22 protein-coding genes and 1 tRNA gene are annotated in these 22,502 nt (G+C 62.2%); 17 read left to right on the forward strand and 6 right to left on the reverse strand.

Going from position 1 to position 22,502, the window contains the following annotated elements; genetic code table 11:
* Positions 1–36 precede the first annotated feature (36 nt).
* Together KU306_RS07725 and KU306_RS07730 are read right to left on the reverse strand one after the other, a co-directional pair.
* The gene (locus tag KU306_RS07725) at positions 37–924 is read right to left on the reverse strand and encodes a UbiA family prenyltransferase (protein WP_193788137.1); all 888 of its coding nucleotides are present in this window, start codon (positions 922–924) and stop codon (positions 37–39) included.
* Between the two features lie 301 nt (positions 925–1,225).
* Positions 1,226–1,354 carry a hypothetical protein gene (locus KU306_RS07730; protein ID WP_258303349.1) on the reverse strand — a complete coding sequence of 43 codons (129 nt, stop codon included), beginning with the start codon at positions 1,352–1,354 and terminating at the stop codon, positions 1,226–1,228.
* Positions 1,355–1,379: 25 nt separating this feature from the next.
* On the opposite strand from KU306_RS07730, the gene KU306_RS07735 reads away from it, so the two are divergent.
* From KU306_RS07735 to KU306_RS07745, 3 genes are all read left to right on the forward strand, one after another.
* Positions 1,380–1,787, forward strand: coding sequence for a MoaD/ThiS family protein (locus tag KU306_RS07735; RefSeq protein WP_258303350.1), 408 nt, complete (start codon positions 1,380–1,382; stop codon positions 1,785–1,787).
* A 285-nt stretch (positions 1,788–2,072) separates the two neighbouring features.
* Positions 2,073–5,075, forward strand: coding sequence for a methyl-accepting chemotaxis protein (locus tag KU306_RS07740; RefSeq protein WP_258303351.1), 3,003 nt, complete (start codon positions 2,073–2,075; stop codon positions 5,073–5,075).
* Positions 5,076–5,145: 70 nt separating this feature from the next.
* A complete protein-coding gene (locus tag KU306_RS07745; protein WP_258303352.1) occupies positions 5,146–5,676 on the forward strand; it encodes a zinc ribbon domain-containing protein in 531 nt (176 codons plus the stop codon).
* Between the two features lie 38 nt (positions 5,677–5,714).
* Here KU306_RS07745 and KU306_RS07750 read toward each other — a convergent pair whose 3' ends face one another.
* Complete coding sequence (locus tag KU306_RS07750) at positions 5,715–6,206, reverse strand: DUF7529 family protein (RefSeq protein ID WP_007544983.1); 492 nt, start codon at positions 6,204–6,206, stop codon at positions 5,715–5,717.
* A gap of 250 nt (positions 6,207–6,456) precedes the next feature.
* Between KU306_RS07750 and KU306_RS07755 the strand changes: the two genes are divergently transcribed.
* The 6 genes from KU306_RS07755 to KU306_RS07780 all read left to right on the forward strand — a co-directional run bounded on the left by KU306_RS07755 (position 6,457) and on the right by KU306_RS07780 (position 14,092).
* The gene (locus tag KU306_RS07755; protein WP_258303353.1) at positions 6,457–9,159 is read left to right on the forward strand and encodes an ABC transporter ATP-binding protein; all 2,703 of its coding nucleotides are present in this window, start codon (positions 6,457–6,459) and stop codon (positions 9,157–9,159) included.
* A 135-nt stretch (positions 9,160–9,294) separates the two neighbouring features.
* A complete protein-coding gene (locus KU306_RS07760) occupies positions 9,295–11,025 on the forward strand; it encodes an ABC transporter substrate-binding protein (RefSeq protein WP_258303354.1) in 1,731 nt (576 codons plus the stop codon).
* A 21-nt stretch (positions 11,026–11,046) separates the two neighbouring features.
* Positions 11,047–12,066, forward strand: coding sequence for an ABC transporter permease (locus KU306_RS07765; RefSeq protein WP_007544988.1), 1,020 nt, complete (start codon positions 11,047–11,049; stop codon positions 12,064–12,066).
* On the forward strand, positions 12,063–12,998 hold the full coding sequence (locus tag KU306_RS07770) for an ABC transporter permease (RefSeq protein WP_007544989.1): 936 nt from the start codon (positions 12,063–12,065) through the stop codon (positions 12,996–12,998). Before KU306_RS07765 ends, KU306_RS07770 begins: the two co-directional genes overlap by 4 nt.
* 3 nt (positions 12,999–13,001) lie before the next feature.
* Positions 13,002–13,391: a DUF7268 family protein gene (locus tag KU306_RS07775; protein WP_258303355.1), complete on the forward strand. Its 390-nt coding sequence runs from the start codon at positions 13,002–13,004 to the stop codon at positions 13,389–13,391.
* Positions 13,392–13,489: 98 nt separating this feature from the next.
* Complete coding sequence (locus KU306_RS07780; RefSeq protein WP_258303356.1) at positions 13,490–14,092, forward strand: class I SAM-dependent methyltransferase; 603 nt, start codon at positions 13,490–13,492, stop codon at positions 14,090–14,092.
* Between the two features lie 2 nt (positions 14,093–14,094).
* Here KU306_RS07780 and KU306_RS07785 read toward each other — a convergent pair whose 3' ends face one another.
* The gene (locus tag KU306_RS07785) at positions 14,095–15,321 is read right to left on the reverse strand and encodes an orc1/cdc6 family replication initiation protein (protein ID WP_007544995.1); all 1,227 of its coding nucleotides are present in this window, start codon (positions 15,319–15,321) and stop codon (positions 14,095–14,097) included.
* 871 nt (positions 15,322–16,192) lie between these two features.
* Here KU306_RS07785 and KU306_RS07790 point away from each other — a divergent pair.
* Genes KU306_RS07790 through KU306_RS07805 form a run of 4 tightly spaced genes read left to right on the forward strand, consistent with a single transcriptional unit; the run spans position 16,193 to position 19,573 of the window.
* Entirely contained in the window at positions 16,193–17,194 is a 1,002-nt protein-coding gene (locus tag KU306_RS07790; protein ID WP_258303357.1) for a DUF4129 domain-containing protein, read from the forward strand.
* Positions 17,191–17,814: a DUF7269 family protein gene (locus tag KU306_RS07795; RefSeq protein ID WP_258303358.1), complete on the forward strand. Its 624-nt coding sequence runs from the start codon at positions 17,191–17,193 to the stop codon at positions 17,812–17,814. Before KU306_RS07790 ends, KU306_RS07795 begins: the two co-directional genes overlap by 4 nt.
* The gene (locus KU306_RS07800; RefSeq protein WP_258303359.1) at positions 17,811–19,079 is read left to right on the forward strand and encodes a DUF58 domain-containing protein; all 1,269 of its coding nucleotides are present in this window, start codon (positions 17,811–17,813) and stop codon (positions 19,077–19,079) included. The genes KU306_RS07795 and KU306_RS07800 overlap by 4 nt, the downstream gene beginning before the upstream one ends.
* Complete coding sequence (locus tag KU306_RS07805; RefSeq protein ID WP_258303360.1) at positions 19,067–19,573, forward strand: DUF7519 family protein; 507 nt, start codon at positions 19,067–19,069, stop codon at positions 19,571–19,573. The genes KU306_RS07800 and KU306_RS07805 overlap by 13 nt, the downstream gene beginning before the upstream one ends.
* Positions 19,574–19,632: 59 nt before the next feature.
* Here the strand turns inward: KU306_RS07805 and KU306_RS07810 are convergent, their stop codons facing one another.
* Complete coding sequence (locus KU306_RS07810; RefSeq protein WP_007545003.1) at positions 19,633–20,583, reverse strand: AAA family ATPase; 951 nt, start codon at positions 20,581–20,583, stop codon at positions 19,633–19,635.
* Positions 20,584–20,732: 149 nt separating this feature from the next.
* Here KU306_RS07810 and KU306_RS07815 point away from each other — a divergent pair.
* The 3 genes from KU306_RS07815 (at position 20,733) to KU306_RS07825 (ending at position 21,443) form a co-directional block, all read left to right on the forward strand.
* A tRNA-Ser gene (locus tag KU306_RS07815) sits at positions 20,733–20,817 on the forward strand.
* A 223-nt stretch (positions 20,818–21,040) separates the two neighbouring features.
* Positions 21,041–21,220 carry a hypothetical protein gene (locus KU306_RS07820; protein WP_049918877.1) on the forward strand — a complete coding sequence of 60 codons (180 nt, stop codon included), beginning with the start codon at positions 21,041–21,043 and terminating at the stop codon, positions 21,218–21,220.
* 40 nt (positions 21,221–21,260) lie between these two features.
* Positions 21,261–21,443, forward strand: a complete 183-nt coding sequence (locus KU306_RS07825; protein WP_258303361.1) for a hypothetical protein — start codon at positions 21,261–21,263, stop codon at positions 21,441–21,443.
* 48 nt (positions 21,444–21,491) lie between these two features.
* Here KU306_RS07825 and bluB read toward each other — a convergent pair whose 3' ends face one another.
* Complete coding sequence (gene bluB, locus KU306_RS07830) at positions 21,492–22,157, reverse strand: 5,6-dimethylbenzimidazole synthase (RefSeq protein WP_258303362.1); 666 nt, start codon at positions 22,155–22,157, stop codon at positions 21,492–21,494.
* A gap of 102 nt (positions 22,158–22,259) precedes the next feature.
* Between bluB and KU306_RS07835 the strand changes: the two genes are divergently transcribed.
* Positions 22,260–22,448, forward strand: a complete 189-nt coding sequence (locus KU306_RS07835) for a hypothetical protein (RefSeq protein WP_007545008.1) — start codon at positions 22,260–22,262, stop codon at positions 22,446–22,448.
* The last annotated feature ends 54 nt before the right edge of the window (positions 22,449–22,502 follow it).

Genomic DNA, 22,502 nt, shown 5'->3' on the forward strand with positions numbered 1-22,502 from the left:
AATTTCTTTGCGAACGACAAAAGTATATGTGGAACTTTATACAGGAACCGGGACGACGCCGGACAGTGCGACGACAACACCGAGGACCATCAGTACCCCCTCACCGTCTCTGAGGGTACACAGCCGTTCTACCGACCGGTTCGTTCCGGTGAGCGCGTACGTAATCCACACGGAGTACACGATTGCAGGGAGGAGCGCAATCGGTGCCCAGATGGGGACGTATTCGAGCCACGCCGCACCGACGAGCAGTCCCAGCGAGAGGAGTTCCATCGCGTAGAGAATCAGTTGCGTCCGACGAACACCGACGACAGTCGGGAGGGTCGCGACGCCGTTTTCTTTGTCACCTGCCACGTCCCTGACGTTGTGGACTTCGACCGAAATCGCAGAGCGAATGAAGAACCACACTGCGGCGACGACTGCCCCGGCGACGTACTGTGATTGGCCTGCGACGACCGCGAGCGGGACGAACGCGACGAGAACGGCCCACGCGAGGGCGACGACCGCCGTGTTGACGAGGAAGATATCTTTCAGTCGGTCCGCAGACGGAATGGGAAGCAAGGGGAAACTGTAGAAGACGGCGACGACCCCCGGAAAGAGCGTCAACCCGAGTCCGTAGAGGCCGCCGCGAGAGATAGAGAGTCCGAGCGCGCCGATGATTGCGAGCGCCGAGAACCCGGCGTACAGTTTCGGGTGCGCTGCGACGAAGGCGGTTCGACCGGCGTAGTTCGCTTCGTCGGCGTCGAGGTCGGCGAGCTTGTCGAAATTGTAGATGCCGACGGTGATGAGGAATCCAACGAGGAGCGCCGCGTTTGGTTCGATTCCCGCGAGCGACGACGCGACATAAATCTCTCCGATGGTGGCAACACCGAGGAACACCGAACTGTGCACGACTGCTGCGTATAGCTGTTTTGGGACAATTTTCATTGCAATATGACAATTAAATTGACAAGAATTAGTTATGAGGTGCCCTTCTCACTGCGTGAGTTCCCCAAGCGGTCGCTGCTCGCCGCAGCTATTTCGATAGCCCGCGGCGTGTTTTGACACCCTAATGAAACCCTGAAATGGGGCCGTTTCCACGCTCTCGTCTCAGGTGGTCTGACGTCTTTGCGCGGGTGAATTCCGCTGTGTTGCACGGAATTAGCAGCCTACTTCGCAGCGTTACCAGCTTCCTTCGCTAAGTTACCGGCCTACTTCGAGTGAGTAGGCGGGGGTTATCAGAACAGTATCACTTCCCTGACTGACTCTCACGGACGCTCTCGAACACGCTCGAAGTTGGCGGCGACTCCCACGGACGCTCTCGAATACGCTCGACGTCCTCGTCGACCGCCTCGAACGTGTTCGGGAGGGTGCTCATCCGCTGGCGCGTCGTACTCGCGTGTATGACGACGAACGTGTCCGACGCGACTGGAGAGTCGAGCCAAGGCCTCCCTCAGACGACTGTCGAGGTCGGCTGCACCGGTCACGTCCGGTCAGAAATTGGGACCCACCAACTCGAATTCACCTTCCGCGGAGAGACGCTTCGGCAATTTCTCGATGCGTTCTTCGACGAGTACGACGTGCGCGACCTCGTGATGGCACAGCGAGAATCGGAGGCGACGACTCCCGGATGGGTGTCCGCCGACAGTCTTCCCGGAACGTGGCGAAAGAACCCCGAGGGCGAACAGACCCGCGCGTACGCGAGAGTTCTCGTCAACGGTCGGTTCAACGAACTGCTCGATGGCCTCGACACACACCTCGAAGACGGTGACCGAGTCGCGCTCGTCTATCCGTTCATATTCTGTTGTTGACCGTCCGCGCCCCGTCGAGCGTGAGGGTCTCACCAGTAGTTTGGTGTCTGGTGTCACCACACATGAAAGCCATTTGAATTGAAACACTCGCCCAATACCGAATATGTTCGACCTCATATGTGGATGTTGCTACCGAGTGACATTGTGGGTATCAATACGTGGAATTAGGGCGAGCAGTTTAATAGCACATTTTTAGAGTCCTGCCATATGGGGTTGGACAGTCTAAACCGCAATTATTGCGGGCTGAGCATGGAACGTTCGAGATGTGGGTTGGTGTAACCACCGATGAATATTCGAACGAAACTCATCGCGCTGTGTCTCGCACTCTCGCTTATTCCAGTGACGATAATCGGGGTTGCAGGGGTATACAACATGAACCAAGTTGGGTCGTTTGCACAAGACCAGAGTGCGTCCCATCTGGAGGCACAGATAACGGGTGAGTTGAACAACAGTGTCGATGCGAGGCAAGAACAGATACAGAACGTCCTCGACTCGCGCGAGGTAGATGCTCGCTCATTAGCACGCTCGTCTCCTGTCGAGAACTATCAGGCGGCGAGTGCTGGGGAGATGAAGCTCATCCAAGAGCAAAACCAGAAGCAACTCGGGTACATGGCGCTTCAGCTTCACGGGACCATCGAGAGCACGAAGCGAGCGATTCTCGAAGAAGAGTACGACGGGAAAAGTTGGGAAGAACTCACGCCGGAACAACAGCGCCAAGTGAAGACACAGGTCGAAGAGACGCTCGCTGGAACGAGTGGTGACATGACGCGACCCGGTGGAACCGTCTACAGCATGTTCCAACCCGGGTACATCGGTAACAGCGGCTACGCGTACATTATCGACGGGGAATCGAAGGTCGTCGTCCACCACGGCATCGAAGACGGCTTCGACCTCGAAGACGACGCGAATCTGATGGTGTTCGAAGGCGTCCACTCGGAAATCGACGAGACGCCCGCAATCAGACGTGGCGACACGTGGGGTATCGCCGAGTACGATTGGGAAGACACCACGCAGGACGGGAACCCGGTCGAAGAGAAGTTCATCGCCTACACGTACTACGAGGACTTCGACTGGGTGCTCGCACCGAGCGTCTACTACTACGAACTCCAGACGACGGCAGTCGAGGACGCAGAGCGCGGTATCTCCGACTCCTTCCGGACGTATCTCCAGTCTCGAACAGTCGACGTCAACGGTGAGAAACACCCCGTGTTCGACAAGATAATCCTCACCGACGAAACCGGTGAGGGTGTCGTCGAAGCGACCCGCACCGGCGACGACGTCAGTGCCGAATCGACGACTGGTGTGACGTACGCGAACGCTGAGTGGTTCAATGCGACGAAGTCACTCGATTCGAGTGCGGTCCACGTCGGCCCGGTTCGAATGCGCGACGGAGAGAAGAGAGGATACGTCGCGACCCCAGTGTACCACGATGGCCAGTTCGCGGGGACTATCGCGCTCCGATTCGATTACGGCCTGCTCGACGCCCTCGTGACCGACGTCACAGTCGGTGAGACTGGCCGCCTCAGCATCGTCAACAGTGATGGAACCGTACTCACCACTACCCACGAGACCGTGGCTACTGCCCAAGAGAGCATCTCGGGGCAAGAGTACATCCTCGCCGGTGAGAGAGGGCTGACGACACACTCAGTGACCGGCGAAGACGGCGTGGAGCAACGCTACTACGTCGGGTACGCGCCGTTGTCCTTCGGTGACAAGCAGTACGAATTGATGGCGACGGTTCCCGAATCGGACGTGACGGGACCGAGTGAGACGCTCGGCCAGCAGGTCGACAGCCAGACTGCATCGGCTCGGAACATCCTGTTGTTGCTCATCGGTGGTGTCGTCATCGTCGCGAGTGGGACTGGCTACACTGCCTCGAAACACTTCTCCGAGCCGATTGAACAGCTCAGAGACAGAGCGCGGTTGCTCGCCCAGGGACAGTTCGACGACGACACCGAAATCGAGGCGTCGGACGACGAAATCGGCGACCTCGTCGAGGCGTTCGACGACATGCAATCGAACCTCCAACAGCAGGTCGCCGAACTCCGTGCGGTCGGCAAGAACCTCGGTGACGGAACGCTGAACCAGACCGTCCGAACCGACCTCCCCGGGGAGTTTGGTGCGATTATGACGGACATCGCAGACGGAGTCGAGAAGCTGGAAGCCGGGTTCGTCGAAGTGCAAGCCGTCGCAGACCGGTTTACTTCCGTGACTCACCAGACGGTCGCCAGCACAGAAGAAATCGAAGCTGCGAGCCAAGAGACCGCACAGTCAGTCGAAGAGATTGCCCACGGTGCAGAGCAACAGGCACAGCAACTACAGACGGCTGCAGGTGAGATGAACGACCTCTCGGCGACGATTGAAGAAGTTGCGGCGTCCGCCGACGGTGTCGTCGAGACTGCCAGCGCCGCCACCGAACTCGCGGGTCGCGGCCGCGAAAACGCCGCCGGTGCGACGCGCGAAATCGCTGCAATCGAGTCCGAGGCAGGTGCGGCGGTCGACCAGGTCGAAGACCTCAGGGCGCAGATAGACGAGATTAACGACATCGTCCAACTCATCCACGGCATCGCCGAGCAGACGAACCTGCTGGCACTCAACGCGTCTATCGAAGCCGCACGCGCTGGTGAGGCGGGCGAAGGGTTCGCCGTCGTCGCGAACGAAATCAAGTCGCTCGCAAACGAGGTCGGGTCGGCGACCGACGAGGTCGAAGAACGCATCGAGTCGATTCACGAACAGACCGACGAGACGGTCGACGACATGCAGGAGATGCAGGCAAACGTCGAACGCGGTGCCGAAACTATCGAGAGCGCTATCGAGATGTTCGACGACATCGCCGAGGCCGTCACGGAGGCCGAACACGGTGTCGAAGAGATTTCGGAGGCGACGGAGGACCAAGCAGTCACCACGGAAGAGGTCGTGTCCATGGTGGACGAGGTCTCCAGTGTGAGCGAGGAGACGACGTCACAGACGGCGACGGTGTCGGCGGCGGCCGAAGAACAGTCTGCGGCTATCAACGAAGTGCGCCGAAACGTCGAAGAAGTCTCTCAGTTCGCGGAGTCGCTGCGTGACCTCGTCGATGAGTTCGACGTCGATGATACCGTGCTCGACGACGACCGCACGGTCGCGTCCGAGACGACCGGCAACGTCGGTGCATCCACTATCGAGGGCGAACGTGGGTCCTCAGCGTCTGCGGTCGCCCCCGACGCTGACTCCGACACGGCCTCTGAGGCCGGACAGGGATTCGACGCTGCCCTCCCTAACGGCAAGGGGTCGTCTCCGCAGGAGTAGAACCCCAACACGCTCTCGGGCTCCCTTTCTTTAACAGCACGTTTACACGTAGTCATCCCGTAGCCGATGTATGTCTACGCCTTCCTCGACACCATCGGACCGCAAGCGCGGCCCGAACGACGTGTTCTGTCGTGACTGCGGTGCGATTATCGACGAACGCGCCGAGATTTGCCCGTCGTGCGGCGTCCGCCAGCGCGACCCACCAAAATCGACTGCCGACTCGGCGCTCGATGACCTCTTGGAGGGCGGGAACCCCTTCGTCGCTGGGCTGCTTTCCGCAATCTTCCCCGGTCTCGGCCAACTGTACAACCGTGAACTCGAACGGGCGCTCGCGTTCGCCGTCGGGATTATCATTGCAACGTTCTCCACGCTCGCCTTCGTGGGATTTCTGCTGGTACCCGTGGTGTGGCTCTTTGCGATATACGACGCCTACACGAGGGCTGAACTGCGGGCTGAAGAACGTCGGGCAGAGGAGCGTGAGGAAGCGCCAGACGAGGGTGGCGAGGAATCGGCGGCGCTGGCGGAATCAGAGAGGTCGATGGAGTCGGACACGTCCGACGACAACGACGATTCCACAGCGTCGGACGAATCGCAGTCCTAAGCAGTCACTTCGTCCTCGACACAGACATCGGACAGTGGTCACTCAGCCTCTCGGTCCGGCGGCAGGAGTGGTTCGGGGTCGTCGTGGACGAATTCCACGCCCTGTTCGGGGTCGAGTGGGTGGACCTTCGTCTTCATCGTCTCACCGTCGTCGACGAGCGAGAACATGCGCTCGGTCTCGGCGAGGCGGTAGTACACCGGAAGACAGACTGCGACTTCGTCGTCAGTCGCGCGGACGACGAGCGTGAGGTAGACGAGGCCGCCCGTGACAGCCCGGAATGCCTCGTACTCGTCGAACGATGCCCCTTCGACGGCCGATTCGAGTTCGGCGTACACGTCGTCGCCGACGACGATGTCGAGACCGACGTGGTCGACGGTCGAATCGCCGGGTTGTGGAACGGGGACTACGTCACCGGGAGTGGCGACGACGACGCGCCAGCCGCGCTCTCGATAGTCGTCGGCGATGGACTCGCACTCTTCGACGACGGTGTCCCACGTGTTCGACGACTCGGAGAGCGGATGTTCTTCCATGTGGGATGGTGTCGGGGTGCGATACGTAAACGTTCGCTTCTCTGTCCTTCCGCGCACACGTAACAAATAGTGATTTTATGTACCACCTGATACCCAAAAATCGGCCGAAATAGCGGGGTGTCTACTCGACGACCCCGACGAAGTCCCGTATTTTCGGAGCTAACCTGTTCGAAAGGTTCGAACAGTACTGATTCGTGGTCGCGGCAAAGATTGGAAAGTTATATGATGGCATGAGGGTGATTCACAGTCAATGACGAGTCTGCTCTCTCTTTCGGACCTCCGAACTCAGTTCTCGACCGACCGTGGTCGCGTCAAGGCAGTCGATGGACTCGACCTTACCATCCGAGAAGGCGAAACGGTTGGGCTGGTCGGTGAGTCGGGGTCCGGAAAGAGCGTGACAGCCCTCTCGACGATGGGTCTCGTCGACGACCCGGGAGAAATCGTCTCGGGGAGCGTCGAACTGAACAGTCCGCACCTCGCAGACGAGTTCCGGGAGAACTACAACGACCCTGGATTCGTCGATGGTGACATCGTCGACCTCGTTTCCGCGCCCGAGGAGGCGCTTCGGACCATCCGGGGGAGCGAAATCGGGATGATTTTCCAGGACCCGATGACCTCGCTGAACCCCTCGCTGACGGTCGGCGAGCAAGTCGCCGAGAGCCTTCGTCTCCACCAGTACGGCGGCCGTCGCAAGGACTCGTGGCTCAACGCAGTGCGCGAACTGCTCCCCCGAATCAGCAGGGACGTCGACGACGAAATCGTCGAGCGCACCATCGAGGTCCTCGAATCGGTCGGTATCCCGGAACCGGGTGCGCGCGTCGACGAGTACCCCCACGAGTTCTCCGGCGGGATGCGCCAGCGCGTCCTCATCGCCATCGCGCTCGCGTGTCAACCGCGTATCCTCGTCGCCGACGAGCCGACGACGGCGCTCGACGTGACGATTCAAGCGCAGATTCTCGACCTCATCGACGACCTGCAGGAAGACCTCGGGATGTCGGTCTTGATGATTACCCACGACCTCGGCGTCGTCGCCGAGACGTGTGACCGGGTCGCGGTCATGTACGCCGGCGAAATCGTCGAGGAAGGACCGGTCGAGGAGATTTTCCACAACCCGTCGCACCCCTACACCTACGCGCTTCTCGAATCGCTCCCGAACGAGGAAAAAGAGCGCCTGACGCCCATCGACGGCAACGTTCCGGACCTCATCGATATGCCGGACGGGTGCCACTTCGCACCGCGGTGTCCGTGGGCGAAAGAGGAGTGTACGGCGGGCGAGATTCCGTACAAACAACACAGCGGCGAGGGAGTCGACCACCGCTCGAAGTGTGTCCTCGACGAGTTCGACAAAAGCGAGTACGGACACGACGGCATCGGCGCGTGGTCCGACTCCGGCCCGAGCGACGAACCGCTCGTCGAAGTCGACGGACTACAGAAGTACTACCAGCAGGGCGATGGCGTCCTCGACCGCGTCCTCGGGTCGAACAAAGAGAGCGTGAAAGCAGTCGACGGTATCGACTTCACCGTCTACGAAGGCGAGACACTCGGACTCGTCGGGGAGTCCGGATGTGGGAAGTCCACGGCCGGGCGTGCGCTGCTCCATCTCACTCCGCCGACCGACGGTCGGGTTGTCTTCTCGGGGACCGACCTCTCGGACCTCGATAGCGACGGGCTGCGCGGAATGCGCCGCGACATGCAGATGATTTTCCAAGACCCGCTGTCGTCGCTCGACCCGCGGATGACCGTCGGCCAGACCATCCGAGAGCCGCTCGACGTTCACGACCTCCCCGTCTCGGACCCCGAGGTTCGCGGCGAGGCCGAGGTCGAGATTTCCGGCATCGACGCCGGCAGTGTGACCGTCACGGCAGACGACGAAATCGACGCCATCGTCGGGTCGTCGAACGGGGTTGCGACCGCCCACGTCTCGGTGACAGTCGCCGACGGAGAAGTCGACGTCTCGGTAGACGAGCGACTCAGACTCGACGTCGAAGTCGAGCGAACCGGTGACACCGTCTCGGCCGTCGACGTGACCGTCTCGCCGGGGCACTCCGACCGGGAGCGTCGCCGTCGCCGTGTGCACCAACTGCTGGACGCAGTCGGTCTCGAAGTGGGCCAGTACGACCGCTACCCGCACGAACTCTCCGGCGGGCAACGCCAGCGCGTCGGTATCGCCCGTGCACTGGCTGTCGACCCCGACTTCATCGTCGCGGACGAACCCGTCTCTGCGCTCGACGTGTCTGTGCAGGCGCAGATTATCAACCTGCTCGAAGACCTCCAAGAGCGCTTCGGGCTGACGTACCTGTTCATCGCCCACGACCTCTCTGTCGTGCGCCACATCTCCGACCGGGTCGCCGTGATGTACCTCGGCGAAATCGTCGAAGTCGCCGACACGGACGAACTGTTCGACGACCCGCGACACCCGTACACGCGGGCGCTCCTTTCGGCGATTCCCGAACCCGACCCGTCTGCGGACACTGGCGACCGAATCATCCTGGAAGGCGACGTGCCGAGCCCCATCAACCCACCGTCGGGCTGTCACTTCCGCACGCGGTGTCCGCAGGTCATCCCGCCAGAAGACATCGACATCGAACAGGAGGCGTACCGCGAGGTGATGGACCTCAGACAGCGTATCGAGCGCGAGACGCTCGACACGTCGGTCGCACCAGACGGTGCGTCGATAGACGGCGAACCGGAAGAGACTGCCACGGTCTCTGCGGACGGCGGTGTCACAGACCGCGACGCTGTCGTCGAACAGCTTCGAGAGTCACACCTCTCTCACACGCTGTCACCGGACAATCAGGCCGTCGTCGACCGCGCACTCGGTCACGTCGTCGACGACGAGTGGGACACCGCCAGCGAGGTGCTTCGGGAGCGGTTCGAAAGTGTCTGTGAACGTGACGCTCCGACCCTCGGAACGGACGAACATCCCGCTGCCTGCCACCTTCTCGACGACTAACTAATCCGGGGCGACAGCCCCCAGCGACCTATTTTTTGGTAGTTGCGTATATTTTCCGTATCACCCCGATGCTGTCTTCCAATCGTCCTTGGCCGACTCCGTTATTTTTATACCGTGTGGTAGATAGTTACTCGTATGTCACAGGATGGCAATACTGTCTCCCGGCGTCGCTTCCTGAGCGCGGCGGGTACGGCCGCGGCTACCGCGGCCCTTGCTGGCTGTAGTGGAACCTCAGACACCGAGACGACCACTGAGGAGAATACTGGCGGCGGTGGCGAGGACACCACCGCAGAAGAAGGTGGCTCCGACGGTGACGACAGTGGGTCGCCGAAGGTGCTCCGCTACGGCCGCGGCAGTCACTCGCCCACGCTCGACTTCCAGAACAGTACGAGCGGCGAGGTTGCCAAAGTCACAGAGCAACTGTACGACACGCTCATCAACTTCGAGCCGGGCAAGTCCACGCTGACCCAAGGGCTTGCGACGGAGTACTCCCTCGACGGGAAGACGGCCTCCATCAAGCTCCGTGAGGGCGTGAAGTTCCACAACGGTGAGGAGTTCACCGCACAGGACTTCGTGGCGACGTACCGCCGCTTCGTCGACAGCGACTACGAACACTACGCTGGCGACGACTACGTCTCCGCGTACGGTCCGTTCACGCTCGGTGCGTGGATCGACGAGATTCAGGTCGACGGCGACTACTCGATGACGATTCAGCTGACCCAGACGTACGCGCCGTTCCTGCGCAATCTGGCGATGTTCGCGGCCGCCGTTCACTCCAAGGCCGCCATCGAGGAGTACGGCACCGAACTCAACAAGAACCCGGTCGGCACGGGGCCGTTCCAACTCAGCAACCTCGACGACGCGAACGAGCTCATCCGTCTGGAAGCCAACCCCGACTACTGGGGCGACGGTCCTGACGTGGACGAAGTCGTCTTCGTCACTATCGGCCAGAACTCCACGCGTGCGCAGTCGCTCGCGAGCGGCGAACTCGACATCATCGACGGACTCGGCGCACAGTCGTCGATTCAGATCGAAAACGCGAGCAACGCCGAACTCGCCCGTACCGAGGGTATCAACATCGGCTACATGGCGTTCAACATGGCCAGCCGCGAGGAGTTCCGCGACAAGCGCGTCCGGCAGGCCGTGAGCTACGCCATCAACACCGAAGCCATCGTCAACGAGATTTACTCCGGCTTCGCGACGCAGGCGAGCCAGCCGCTTCCGCCGAACGTCCTCGGTCACAACGACAGCCTCGACCCCTATCCGTACGACCCCGAGAAGGCCAAGAGCCTCCTCGAAGAGGCCGGCTACGGTGACGGCTTCACGTTCGAACTCGCGACGTTCCAGAACCCGCGCGGGTACAACCCGTCGCCAATCCAGACCGCAGAGACGGTCGCGTCCAACCTCGGCGACGTCGGCATCACCGTCGAAATCAACCAGCAGTCGTTCGGTCCGTTCCTCGAATACACCGCACAGGGACGCCACGACGCCTGTTTCCTCGGTTGGTACACCGACAACGCCGACCCGGACAACTTCATGTACGTGCTCCTGCACCCGCAGGTGGAAGACGACAAGCTCACCGAGGGACAGGACTGGGTCAGCTTCGACACCGAGGGCTACAACACCAGTAACCGCTCGGGCTGGGCCAACAAGGAGTACATGGACCTCGTCGAGCAAGGTCAGAGTTCCTACGACGACGCCGAGCGCGAAGAGCTGTACAAAGAGGCGAACCAGCTTGCACACGACGAGGCACCGTGGGTCTACCTCGACTACGCTGAGGAGCTCCGCGGCGTCTCCAAGCGCGTCAGCGGGTTCAAGCCCGCGGCCATCAGTGGACCGTACCTCAACCTGGTCAGCCTGAACTAAGGACTGACCACTTTTCGACACATGATTTCGTCACGATTCGTACTCAAGCGGCTGCTGTTGCTCGTTCCGGTGCTGGTGGGAGTGGCATCGCTCGTCTTCTCTATCCTGCACCTCTCCCCGGGCGACCCCGCGCTTACCATCGCGGGCGAGCGTGCGAGCGAGGAGTTCGTCAAGCAGGTCGAAGAGAGCCTCGGCCTCAACGACCCAATCTGGGTGCAGTACGGACGGTTTATCGCCGACGCCGCCCAGTTCCAGTTCGGAGAGTCGTTCATCATCCAGCGGAACACGACCGTTCGCGAGGTTCTGGTGAACAAGCTGCCGGTCACGCTCGAACTCGCCATCTACGGCCAGCTTATCGGCGTGTTCCTCGGTATCCCGCTGGGCATCCTCAGCGCCGTCAAGCAAGACAGCATCACGGACCACTTGACCCGTATCGGCGCGCTCGCCGGTATCAGCGTGCCCATCTTCTGGAGCGGTCCGCTTCTCATCCTGCTTTTCGCGCAGGTGCTCGGCGTGCTCCCGACGAGTGGTCGCATCTCGGTCCTCTACAACGTAGAGGCCATCCGAGTGACGGGCCTCGTCACCGTGGATACCCTCATCGCTGGGGAGTGGGACATGTTCGTCTCCGCTGTCCGGCACATGATTCTCCCGGCGTCGGTCATCGGCGTCTACTCGATGGCGCTCATCTCGCGGATGATGCGGTCGTCGATGCTGGAGGTCATCCGCCAAGACTACATTCGGACCGCCCGCGCGAAGGGCCAAGGCGCGAAGATTACGGTCCTGAAACACGGCTTCCGCAACGCAATGATTCCCGTCATCACGGTCATCGGCATCCAGTTCGGTGGCCTGCTCGGCGGTGCAGTGCTGACGGAGACGGTGTTCGCCATCGGTGGCATCGGAACGCTCCTCGTCGAGGCCATCAAGGTCGGCGACTACCCCATCGTTCAGGGGACGGTCCTGACGTTCGCGTTCCTGTTCACGCTGGTCAACCTCGGTGTGGACATCACCTACTCCATCCTTGACCCGAGGATCGAACAATGAGCACCGAAACGAAAACCACGACCGAGACGACGACGGGGACTGGAGAACGCGGCCTTATCGACCGCGTGACAGCGTCGCCGTTCGTCTCGAAGCTCCTGTCGAACCGCCTGGCGTTGGCGGGTATCGCCATCATCGTGACGATGGTGGTCGTCGCCATCTACGCGAGACTCTTCGTCTCGCTGGACGCCATCACCCAGTCGCAACTGGGGACGAACCCGAACCGCGCCGCACCCAGTCTCGAATATCTCTTCGGGACTGACGGGCAGGCGCGCAGCCTCCTCCCGCGGGTCGCCTACGGCGCGTGGTACGCGATGCTGTTCGGAACCGTCACCGTCGCGGCCTCGACCACCCTCGGTGTCGGTCTCGGCATCATCGCGGCCTACTACGGCGACGTGACGGACAACGTCATCATGCGGACGATGGACGTGCTGCTCGCGTTCCCGTCGCTGTTGTTGGCGCTCGCGCTCGTCGCCATCTTCCCGGACGACCTCGGACTGTGGCGTGCGGTCGCCGCCCTGACGCTCGTCTACACGCCGCGGTTCGCCCGCGTCGTTCGCGGGGCGGCACTGACCGTCCTCGAAAACGAGTACATCGACGCGACCATCGCGCTGGGTGCGACCGACCCGCGCGTGCTCGTTCGGCACGTCCTGCCGAACTGTCTGGCACCCATTACGGTCCAGAGTACGCTCAACTTCGGGCTCGCCATCATCGACCTCGCAGCGCTCTCGTTCCTCGGCTTCGGTGCCGCGGCGGGGACGCCCTCGTGGGGACTGATGCTCTCGAACGGTGTGAGCCAGGGCCTGCTGACGGGTGTCTGGTGGTGGTCGTTCTTCCCCGGGTTCTTCCTCGCACTCACCGTGCTGGGATTCAACCTCCTCGGCGACGGGATGCGCGACGCACTGGACCCGCGGATGCGGGAAGCGGTCGATTAATCGATGACTGCCGCGCCCGACCACCCTGCGGACGAACGCCCACCGCTCAGTGAACGACTGGGTGTCAGACTTCGGTTGGTCGGCACGGCGCTCTTCGCGGGCGTCGTCGTCACCGCCGTGTCGGTGGTCGCCGCGACGATGCTCTCGGACCCGACTGCGAGTGTCGAGACGGCGTTCGCGCTCGGCTCGCTCGTGTTCGGGTTCGGCCTGCTCGGGTGGTCGGGTGCGGTCGCACTCGGCCGCGGTATCGAGTCGATGCAGGAGACGCTCGACACCCAAACCGGGTGGACAGAACCCGATGCCCGTCGGGCGATGGCGCGAATCATCGGCTTCGGCCTCGGTGTGATGCTCGGAGCGGTGGTCGTCGGCTCCGTCGTCCTCGGGCTCGTATAGCGCGATACGGCCGGTTTTTTGGCTGCACGTTCACAGCGGCGTCACCCTGAGTGCACGGTCACAGCGAGCGTTATCTCCGCTCCGTCCGTACGACTGTCATGAACAGAAACGAGATTCGACAGGCGTGGGACGAGGTGTCTGAAACGTACGCTCGAACTCGCGACCCGACCGGGTCGGATGCGGTTCTCCTGTCGGAACTCACCGCGATGCTGCCCGAGAATCCACTCGTCGTCGACGTGGGCTGTGGCGACGGTGCTCGGACGCTCGCGAACTTGCCACCCGGAAGCGTCGGTCTCGACTTCGCTCGCCGCGGGTTGGACCTCGCCCGCGACACCGTGCCGGAGGCGCGACTGGTGCAGGCGGATATGTGCTCGCTCCCGTTTCGAGAAGCGTCGGTCGATGCGATTACCGCGTACCACGCGGTCTTTCACGTCCCGCGAGAGTCGCATCCGGCGGTCTATCGGGAGTTCACCCGCGTGCTGAAACCGGGCGGAATGTTGCTGATGACGCTCCCGTCTGGGCGCTTCCAGACAGTCCGCCGCGGATGGATGGGCGGCGAGATGTTCTTTTCGGCACCGGGGCGCGCACAGACGCTTCAGCAACTCCGGGACGCAGGGTTCGAAGGTATCGAGACACGAGTCGCGGACGACCCGCTCGGCAGTCAGAGTGAGTTCGTGTTTGCAACGCGAAGCGACGCGTGAGATTAGACAGCTTCGGCCTGCTGTGCCGTCCGGCGAATCTCTTCTAAGACGGAGTCGAGAGCGAGCACGTCAGAGAGCGCTTCCATCGCGCTGGAGAAGGGCACGTCGAGGGCGTAGCTGTAGTAGTTCCCGCGCGACCCGGTGCGGTTCTCTTCGGCCGAGAGGATGCCGAGCATCCGGAGGTCCGAGAGGTGGTTGTGAACCGAGCGCTGTGCGAGCGGGTCGATACCGGCGGAGTTGCACAGCCGAAGATACTCCTGATACAAGTCGCGCATCCGGCAGGGCGTCTCGTCGTGGGCGGCCTTCGAGACGACGGCGAGGAGCGCGAAGTGCCCGTTTTCTGTGAGTTCGCGCATCCCCTCGACGACGCGCTCCTGTTCGAGTTTCTGCCGGGCGATATCGACGTGGTCGAGCGTGATTTGTGAGTCGTCGTTGTTCTCGGCGTGTTCGCCGGCGAGTCTGAGCAGGTCCAGTGCCTGTCGAGCACTCCCGCTGTCGCGGGCGGCGAGGGCCGCACAGAGGTTGAGGACTCCTTCTTCGCACGCGCCCTCGGCGATAGCGACGTCGGCACGCGATTCGAGGATGTTCTGGAGTTCGGGTGCTTGGTAAGGCGGGAAGTGCAGTTCGCGCTCACAGAGCGTGTCCTGCACGCGCGGGTCGAGTTGGTCGTGGAACTTGAAGTCGTTCGAGATGCCGACGAGGCCGACTTTGGCCGCTTCGAGCTTCCCGTTCGAGCGCGCCCGCGGAAGTTCGTAGAGGAGTTCGTCGCGCTCCCCGATGGAGTCGACTTCGTCGAGGACGATGAGGATGGTTCCACCCACGTCGTCTAACTCTTGGAACAACTTCTTGAAGACGGTCTGTTGGGGATAGCCGGTCGAGCTGATTTCGGCACCCGGCGGGCGAAGTTCGTTGACGAGTTCCACCGCGACCTGATACGACGAGTTGAGTGTCTTACAGTTGATGGAGATGACGCTCAAGTCGACGTCGTCGTACTGAGAGACGTCTTCGAGGAGCATCTCCAGGAGAAACTCGGTTACTGCCGTCTTGCCCACGCCGGTGTTCCCGTAGAGAAAGACGTTGTTCGGTTCCCACCCGTCGACGACGGGCTGGAGCGCATCCATGTACTCCGAGATTTCGTCGTCCCGCTCTTGGATGCGCTCGGGCTTGTAGGACTCCCCGAGGGCGTCCTTGTTTGTGAAGATGTTTTGTTTTCGCTCGAACCGGCGCATTGGCGTCGGGTCGTTGTGCCGTCCCCTTATTTAAAACCCCGATTTCATCTGATACATGTGAATTTGGTTGGCTAGCGGTAGGTGACGTGAATAACCGATAGAGGGGTCTAGACGGGTGTGTGGTGGTGTTGTGTCTGTGAACGAGTCCTAGAAGAGTTACTGAATAATCACTTAGTGGGACGAACAATCAGTGGATGACTGTTTGCTCGGTTCGAGTCCTCGGTCGACTCTCCGATTGTGTTGTGTCACTTCTTCGCTCTGGTTCGAGTGACGTGGTGTCGAGTGTGTCACTTCATCGGTCGCAGGACAGACACACACCACTCTTGCAAGTGAAGCGTCTTCTACGAGAGTGTCTAGAAGAACAACAGTGCGTACTTTCAACTAAAGCGTTGACACTTGTTGGGTCGGTAGCAGGGTGGCAATTGAACTGCAGTGGCGGTGTATGCCGCCCAGAGAGTCCAAAGCGGCTGATTCACCTGTAACGGTGGTGGGTGAACGGTGGAGCACGAATCAGGAGTTCACTTGCACCGGTGGTCTGTCCCACTGACTCCCCACCCAGACGCTCACACCTCTTCACTTGCATCGGTGGTGTCTGTCTGTCCCCGATGCCCCCCGCCTGTCGGCTAGATTCACTTGCAATTGTGGTGTGTGGGTGCCTGTTCGGCGGTCACACCGGGCTTCGGTATCGCCGCATTCACTTGCATCAGTGGTCTGTGTGGGGTGGAAAGGGGTGAATGGAGTCACCCGTTTCGATACACCACCAGTTGGACGTTGCTGTTGTCTCTGGTTCACACGAGTTCACCAGAAATCGGCAGACAGTCACGCCATCGAACCCTCGCCCTTTAGGCCAACGGACGTGTGAACTCCTGTCGTGGACCGACGTGCTCTCCGTACGCTTACACTCGCCCTCCTCGCGGTAGTCGCACTCGCGGTGGTCGCCGCGACTATCGACTCGACCGTCGTCACCGAAGGTGGCTCCTCCGGGTTCGGTGCAGGACCGAACGACGGTGCCGTTGCAGGCGAGAGCGAATCGACAGGATTCGAGCCGTTTTCGGGGTCGGGAAGTGGATTTAGCCTTCCGACACCGTGTCTCCCGTGGCTCCTCTCTCCGACGATACTCGGACTCATCGCCGGTGTGTTTCTTCTCATGGGCGCGTACGCCTACTGGCGCTCGCAGTCGTTTCTCCCACCGATTGCGATTGGGCTGGCGCTCGGACCGCCGGTTATTCTTGTTCTCGCACTCCTGACGGCGTGCCAGCGCGACTTCTCGTTTTCGTCGCGTGCATCCGATGCGGTCGGAAACATCTCACTGGTCCCGCCGGGTGGCGGCGGCCTCCCCGGAGGCGGTGCCGGGAGTGCGAGTAGCGTCTCGCCACCGACTGCACTCTTCGGTCTCCTCCTGCTCGTCGCACTCGCAGCGGCGGTCTTGATGCTCGTCACGTCGACCGGAGACTCGTCTCCGTCGGACGACGACCCCGAGATGGACCCTGACGACGGGCATCCCGACGTTGCTGCTGTGGGGCGGGCGGCCGGAGCCGCGGCGGAACGAATCGAATCAGGCGGTGCCGACGTGGAAAACGAAGTCTTCCGCGCGTGGGGTGAGATGACTGCCCTCCTCGACGTTCCGAATCGGTCGGCGGCGACGCCCGACGAGTTCGCCACCGCGGCTGTCGACGCCGGGATGGACCGAGACGACGTCACCGAACTGACGACGCTGTTCGAAGCAGTCCGGTACGGTGGCGCCGAGGCGACTGCGGAACGCGAGCGCCGCGCCGTGGACGCACTCCGCAACATCGAAGCGACCTACGCCGACGCCGACGCAGACGACGCCAACGCAGACGACGTGGCCGACAACGCGGGGGAAGACCGATGATTTCGAGACGCTCGTTCGCCGTGCTCGTCGGTGTCGTCGTGACAGTGACTGGGCTGGCGGTCGTCGTGGGCGTTCGACTAGGACTCGGTCTCACCGACGTGTTTCTCGCTCTCGTCGCGGCGTTGGCGACGATTCAAGGGCTCCGATACGTCCAGCGACGCCGGGAAACCACCGTGCGAACGACCCAAACGAGTGACCCTGAAGTTCGGGTCGCCGTGCCGGTGCCGGGTTCGGACTTCGACGACCAACTCGTCGCAGCCACGTCGCGCCGAACGCGGTGGTCTGCCCGCGACAAGATAAACGACCGTCTCGAAACGGCTGCGCGCCGCGCGCTTATCCTCCGGGATGGCCGAACGCCGGACGAGGCAGACACGCTCATCGAAACGGGTGCGTGGACCGACGACGTGGTCGCTGCTCGGTTCTTGGGCGCGGATATTCCGATTTCGTTTCGGCAGCGACTCCGCTTTTTCATCTCTGGGCAGACGGTGTTGACGTCTCGCGTCGCCCGAACTGTCGATGCTATCGACCGAATCGGACGCGACTCGCGTCCCGGACAGGACACCGGGCGTGCGACCGACCACGAACGAACGCGGCGACTCGATGCAGAGGTGGGACGATGACGCAGGGATTCGACACCGAACGATGGCACGGAATCGAAGGGCTCGTTCTCGTCAGTGCGGCCGCGGGCGTCTTCATGCGCACTCCCCCACTGCTTCTCTTCGCGGGGCTGGGCATCGTCCTACTCGGATACGTCCGAATCGCGACGCTCGACGAGGTCTCGATTCAGGTCGAACGCGAACTCTCCGACTCGACGCCCGACGCGGACGACGAGGTAACGGTCACGCTCCGCGTCACCAACGAGGGAACGAGGACGCTTTTCGACCTCAGACTCGTCGATGGTGTGCCGCCGGCGCTGGCAGTCTCGGACGGGACTGCCCGACTCGGGACCGCTCTTCGACCGGGTGCGACTGCGTCTACCACCTACACCGTGACTGCAATTCGCGGCGAGCACACGTGGGACGAGACAGTCGTCGTCGCCCGCGACCCGAGCGGGGCTATCGAGCGCAGAGAAACGTTCCACACCGAGACGACGATGCGGTGTGAGCCAGAACTGGCGGCTACCGCCGACCTTCCGCTCCGGGGACTCACCTCGCAGTACACCGGTCGCGTCGAGACCGACGTCCCGGGGTCTGGCTTGGAGTTCGCGTCGATTCGCGAGTACCGCCACGGCGACCCGATTCGCCGCATCGACTGGAACCGACGCGCCCGGACGGGAGAACTCTCGACAGTCCAGTTCAGAGAGGAGCGCGCAGCGACGGTCGTCCTCGTCGTCGACACCCGCTCCGAAGCGCACGTCGCGCCGACGACGGATGCCGAGACTGCGGTCGAACGCTGTGTCGACGCGGCGAGTATCGCGTTCCCGGCGCTTCTCGACAGCGGCGACAGGGTCGGCGTGGCCGCATTCGGTCCCGAGGAGTGTTGGCTGCCGCCGTCCGGCGGTGGCGACCACCGCGCCCGTGCGCGCCGGCTCTTTGCCACACACTCGGCGTTCTCACCAGCGCCGTCTGATGCGGCGTTCTTCCCTTCAATCGCGATGCGTCGGTTGCGCCGCCGACTGTCGAGCGACGCACAGGTCATCTTCTGTTCGCCGCTGACTGACGACTACGCCGTGACGGTCGCGCGTCGATTGGAGGCGTACGGTCACGCCGTCACTGTCGTCTCACCCGACCCGACGTCGACCGAGTCACTCGGTGCGCGCCTCGCCCGCATCGAGCGAGACCTGCGCCTCCGTGACCTCCGTCGCGCTGGCGTTCGCGTCGTCGATTGGGGTGACGAACCGCTCGGTGTCTCGCTCGAACGAGCGGAGGCGGGGTGGTCGCGATGAGCGAAATCACCCGCCAGCCGACTCGACCGGGGACCGCGATGGCGCTCTCTGCGGCGGGGCTCTCGGTTCTCGTCCTCGCCGTCACGTCGCCGGCCGCGGCGCTCCTCTCGCTTCTTGCGGGTATCGTTCTCGCTGGGGGACTCACTCGCGGGTCACGGCGCATCCTCGACGCTGCAGGGGGCATCTACGTCTTAGCACTCCTCCTCGGTGGTCTCGGAGACGCCGGCTCAGAAGTGCTCTTGCTGGCTGCTATCGCGTCGATTCTCTCGTGGGACATCACCGAAAACGCGCTCTCAGTCGGGGACCACCTCGGTCGCGAGACGGACACGACTCGCCTCGAAGTCGTCCACGCGGCGACGACACTGGTCGTCCTCACAGTCGGTGCAGGCATGGTATTCGCTATCGGCACCGCGGCGTCGGGTGGTCAGCCCATCACGGCCGTCGTGTTGCTGTTGGTCGGTGTCATCGCGCTCGTCGCCGGGTTGCGTCGATAGTACGGCGTCGAGAACAGTGGTGGCTACACGCAGCCAGCTTCTCTTCGCTCGGGAGCGAGTCAGTCGAGGGTCGGAACCACGACTCGGTCGAGGACGTCGGCGACGACGTCCGACTTCTGGACGTCTTCGACCCGTGCGTCCGCCGTGAGAACGAGTCTGTGGGCCAACACCGACTGCGCGACGCGCTTTACGTCGTCCGGGGTGACGAACTCGCGACCCTCGATGACGGCACGGGCGCGGGAGGCTTCGAAGAGTCGTTGCGTCCCGCGAGGTGAGACGCCGACTCTGACGCGACGGTCAGTGCGTGTCTCACGCGCGAGTTCGGCCATGTACCGAAACAGGTCGTCGTCGACGCGGACGTCCTCGGGAGCGCGGCGAATCGCGAGCACGGCCTCGCGGTCGAGGATACGCTCGATGCTGGGGCTCTGTGCTTCGCGCCCGGCCCGTCGGCGGAGCAGTTCGATTTCACCGTCCAGTTCGGGATAGCCGATGGCCGACTTCACGACGAAGCGGTCCACCTGCGCTTCGGGAAGCGCGAACGTCCCTTCCTGTTCGACCGGGTTCTGGGTCGCGATGACGAAGAACGGTTCCGGGAGGGAGTGCGTCTCGCCGTCGACAGTCACCTGTCCTTCTTCCATCGCTTCGAGGAGGGCCGCCTGCGTCTTCGGCGGTGCGCGGTTGATTTCGTCGGCGAGGACGACGTTCGCGAATATCGGGCCGGGTGAGAACTCGAACGACCGGTCGCGTTCGTCATAGATGTTCGTCCCGGTCACGTCGGCGGGGAGGAGGTCCGGCGTGAACTGGACGCGGGAAAACGAGAGGCCGAGCGCGGTGGCGACACTCCGCGCCGTCAGCGTCTTCCCGGTGCCGGGAACGTCTTCGAGGAGGACGTGACCGCGGGCGAGGACGCCCGTGAGCACGGTTTCGAGGAAGAATCGGTCGGCGATAACTGCCTCCGAGACGGCGTCGAGGACTTGGTCGCACGTCGTTGCCGCCGTGTCGATATCCATGCCACGACTCCGGGGCGCGTGCGTCTTAGTCTCACTGGTAGCTCTCGAATCATATTCGCCTCGACCCCTGCGTCATCCCTCTCGACACCCTTCGCCGTCTTCGGAAATCGAAACGGATTAAACTATCCGGCGGATACGAGGTGATGGAAGCCGAGGTAGCCTAGCCCGGCCAAGGCGGTAGATTCGAAATCTACTGTCCATTCGGACACGTGAGTTCAAATCTCACCCTCGGCGCTTCTTCCGAACGTCACCCCGCGAGAGACTCCCGTGTCTCTCGCTTTGCGTGACGAGGATGTACACCGACCTGAGATTTTAACGAGGCCAGTCGCGCGCAGCGAAGCGAGCACGTCTGGACGTAGTTCAAATCTCACCCTCGACGCTCGGTCTTCTCTCGAACGCAGTCGGTGAGCAAATCTTCTCGCAAAAGACTTGTTACAATAGTGTCATGAATGGACATATGGAACCCGACATTCAGCGGCGACTCGATGGTCTCATCCTCCTCGTTCTCGCACTGTTCGCGTTCGAGGGATACCAAATCGCCGGTCTGGCCGGCGTGTTTTTCGCACTGCTGTTCGCTTCCGGAATCGTGTACGTCTTTATGCCGTCTGCCACTCTCGGTCCCGTCACGCGAGAGTAGTGGCCGATAGAATTGTTAGTAAAACACTACGAAGACGTGTATGGGGTACTCGCTCGAACAACGGCTCAACGCGCTCGGTGTAGTAGTGTTCGGGGTGGTCGCACTCCAGGGCTTCCTGCTCGGAGGCTCGGCCGGTGCAGTCGCAGGGATTTTCGTCGCAGGAGCCGCCGCCTACACCGTGTTGTTGTTCTCCGCACCGTCCCGTGACGATTCTGGGCGATAGCGACGAGACGCCCTGTGGATGCGGGCGGGTGAGACGAACGCTCCGCATTCACTCTACAGATTCTGACCCAGACCCCCACCGCTCCCAGTGGACGAGTTCGTCCACGTCGATGCGCTCGCGCCAGCCCTCCTGCTGAAGCACCGGCTCTTCAGGGAAGCCATCCTCGGGATAGCCGACGCAGAGATACGCAATCGGTTTGACGTGGTGCGGGATGTCCAGCACCTCCCGAACTTCGTGCGGGTAGAGAAACGACACCCACCCGACGCCGACGCCCTCGGCCCGCGCGGCCAACCAGAGGTTCTGCACCGCGAGGCACGTCGAGTACACGTCCATCTCGCGCATCGTGTTGCGTCCGAGGACGTGCGGCGCGCCGCGTGTCGGGTCGCAGGTGACACAGATGTTCACCGGCGAGTCGGTGATACCCTCCAGTTTCAACTGTCCGAAATCGGACTTTCGCGGCTCTCGATACCCCTCACGGGCGGCCGCAATCGCCCGGTCTGCGATGGACGCAATCGCCGATTTCGTCTCGTCGTCCTCGACGACGACGAAGTCCCACGGCTGCGAGAACCCGACGCTCGGGGCGTGGTGGGCGGCGTCGAGAATCCGCGCCAGCGTCTCCTCGGGAATCGGCTCGCCGCTGAACCGCCTGATGTCCCGCCGCGCGTACACCGATTTGTAGACGCCAGCCCGCTCGGACGCGTCGAATCCAACCATACTTGCTATAGAACTGTCTCGGTTGCATATCGGTTCTGGTACGTTTCCTGCCTCTCTCGGCACTCTCGAAAGAAGTTTCAGTAAACTCTCATATTGTCGCGTATGGACCCCGTGCTCAAGCGGAGACTCGACAGTATCGTCGCGTTACTCTGTCTCATCTTCGTGGCTGTGACGTATCAGGCAACCGGTCCGATAGGCATCCTCCTAGCACCTCTCGGGTTAGTGGGGGTGCTGGTCTTCGTCTCGGTGCGGTCGAACCGAACGTCGGTGACGACAAGCGAGCACGAATAGTACGCTGTTTTCCACCGTCACGCCTCAGTCTCCCGATTTTCACTTTCACTCTCC

The sequence above is a fragment of the Haloferax larsenii genome (assembly GCF_024730625.1).
GTDB lineage: Archaea > Halobacteriota > Halobacteria > Halobacteriales > Haloferacaceae > Haloferax > Haloferax larsenii.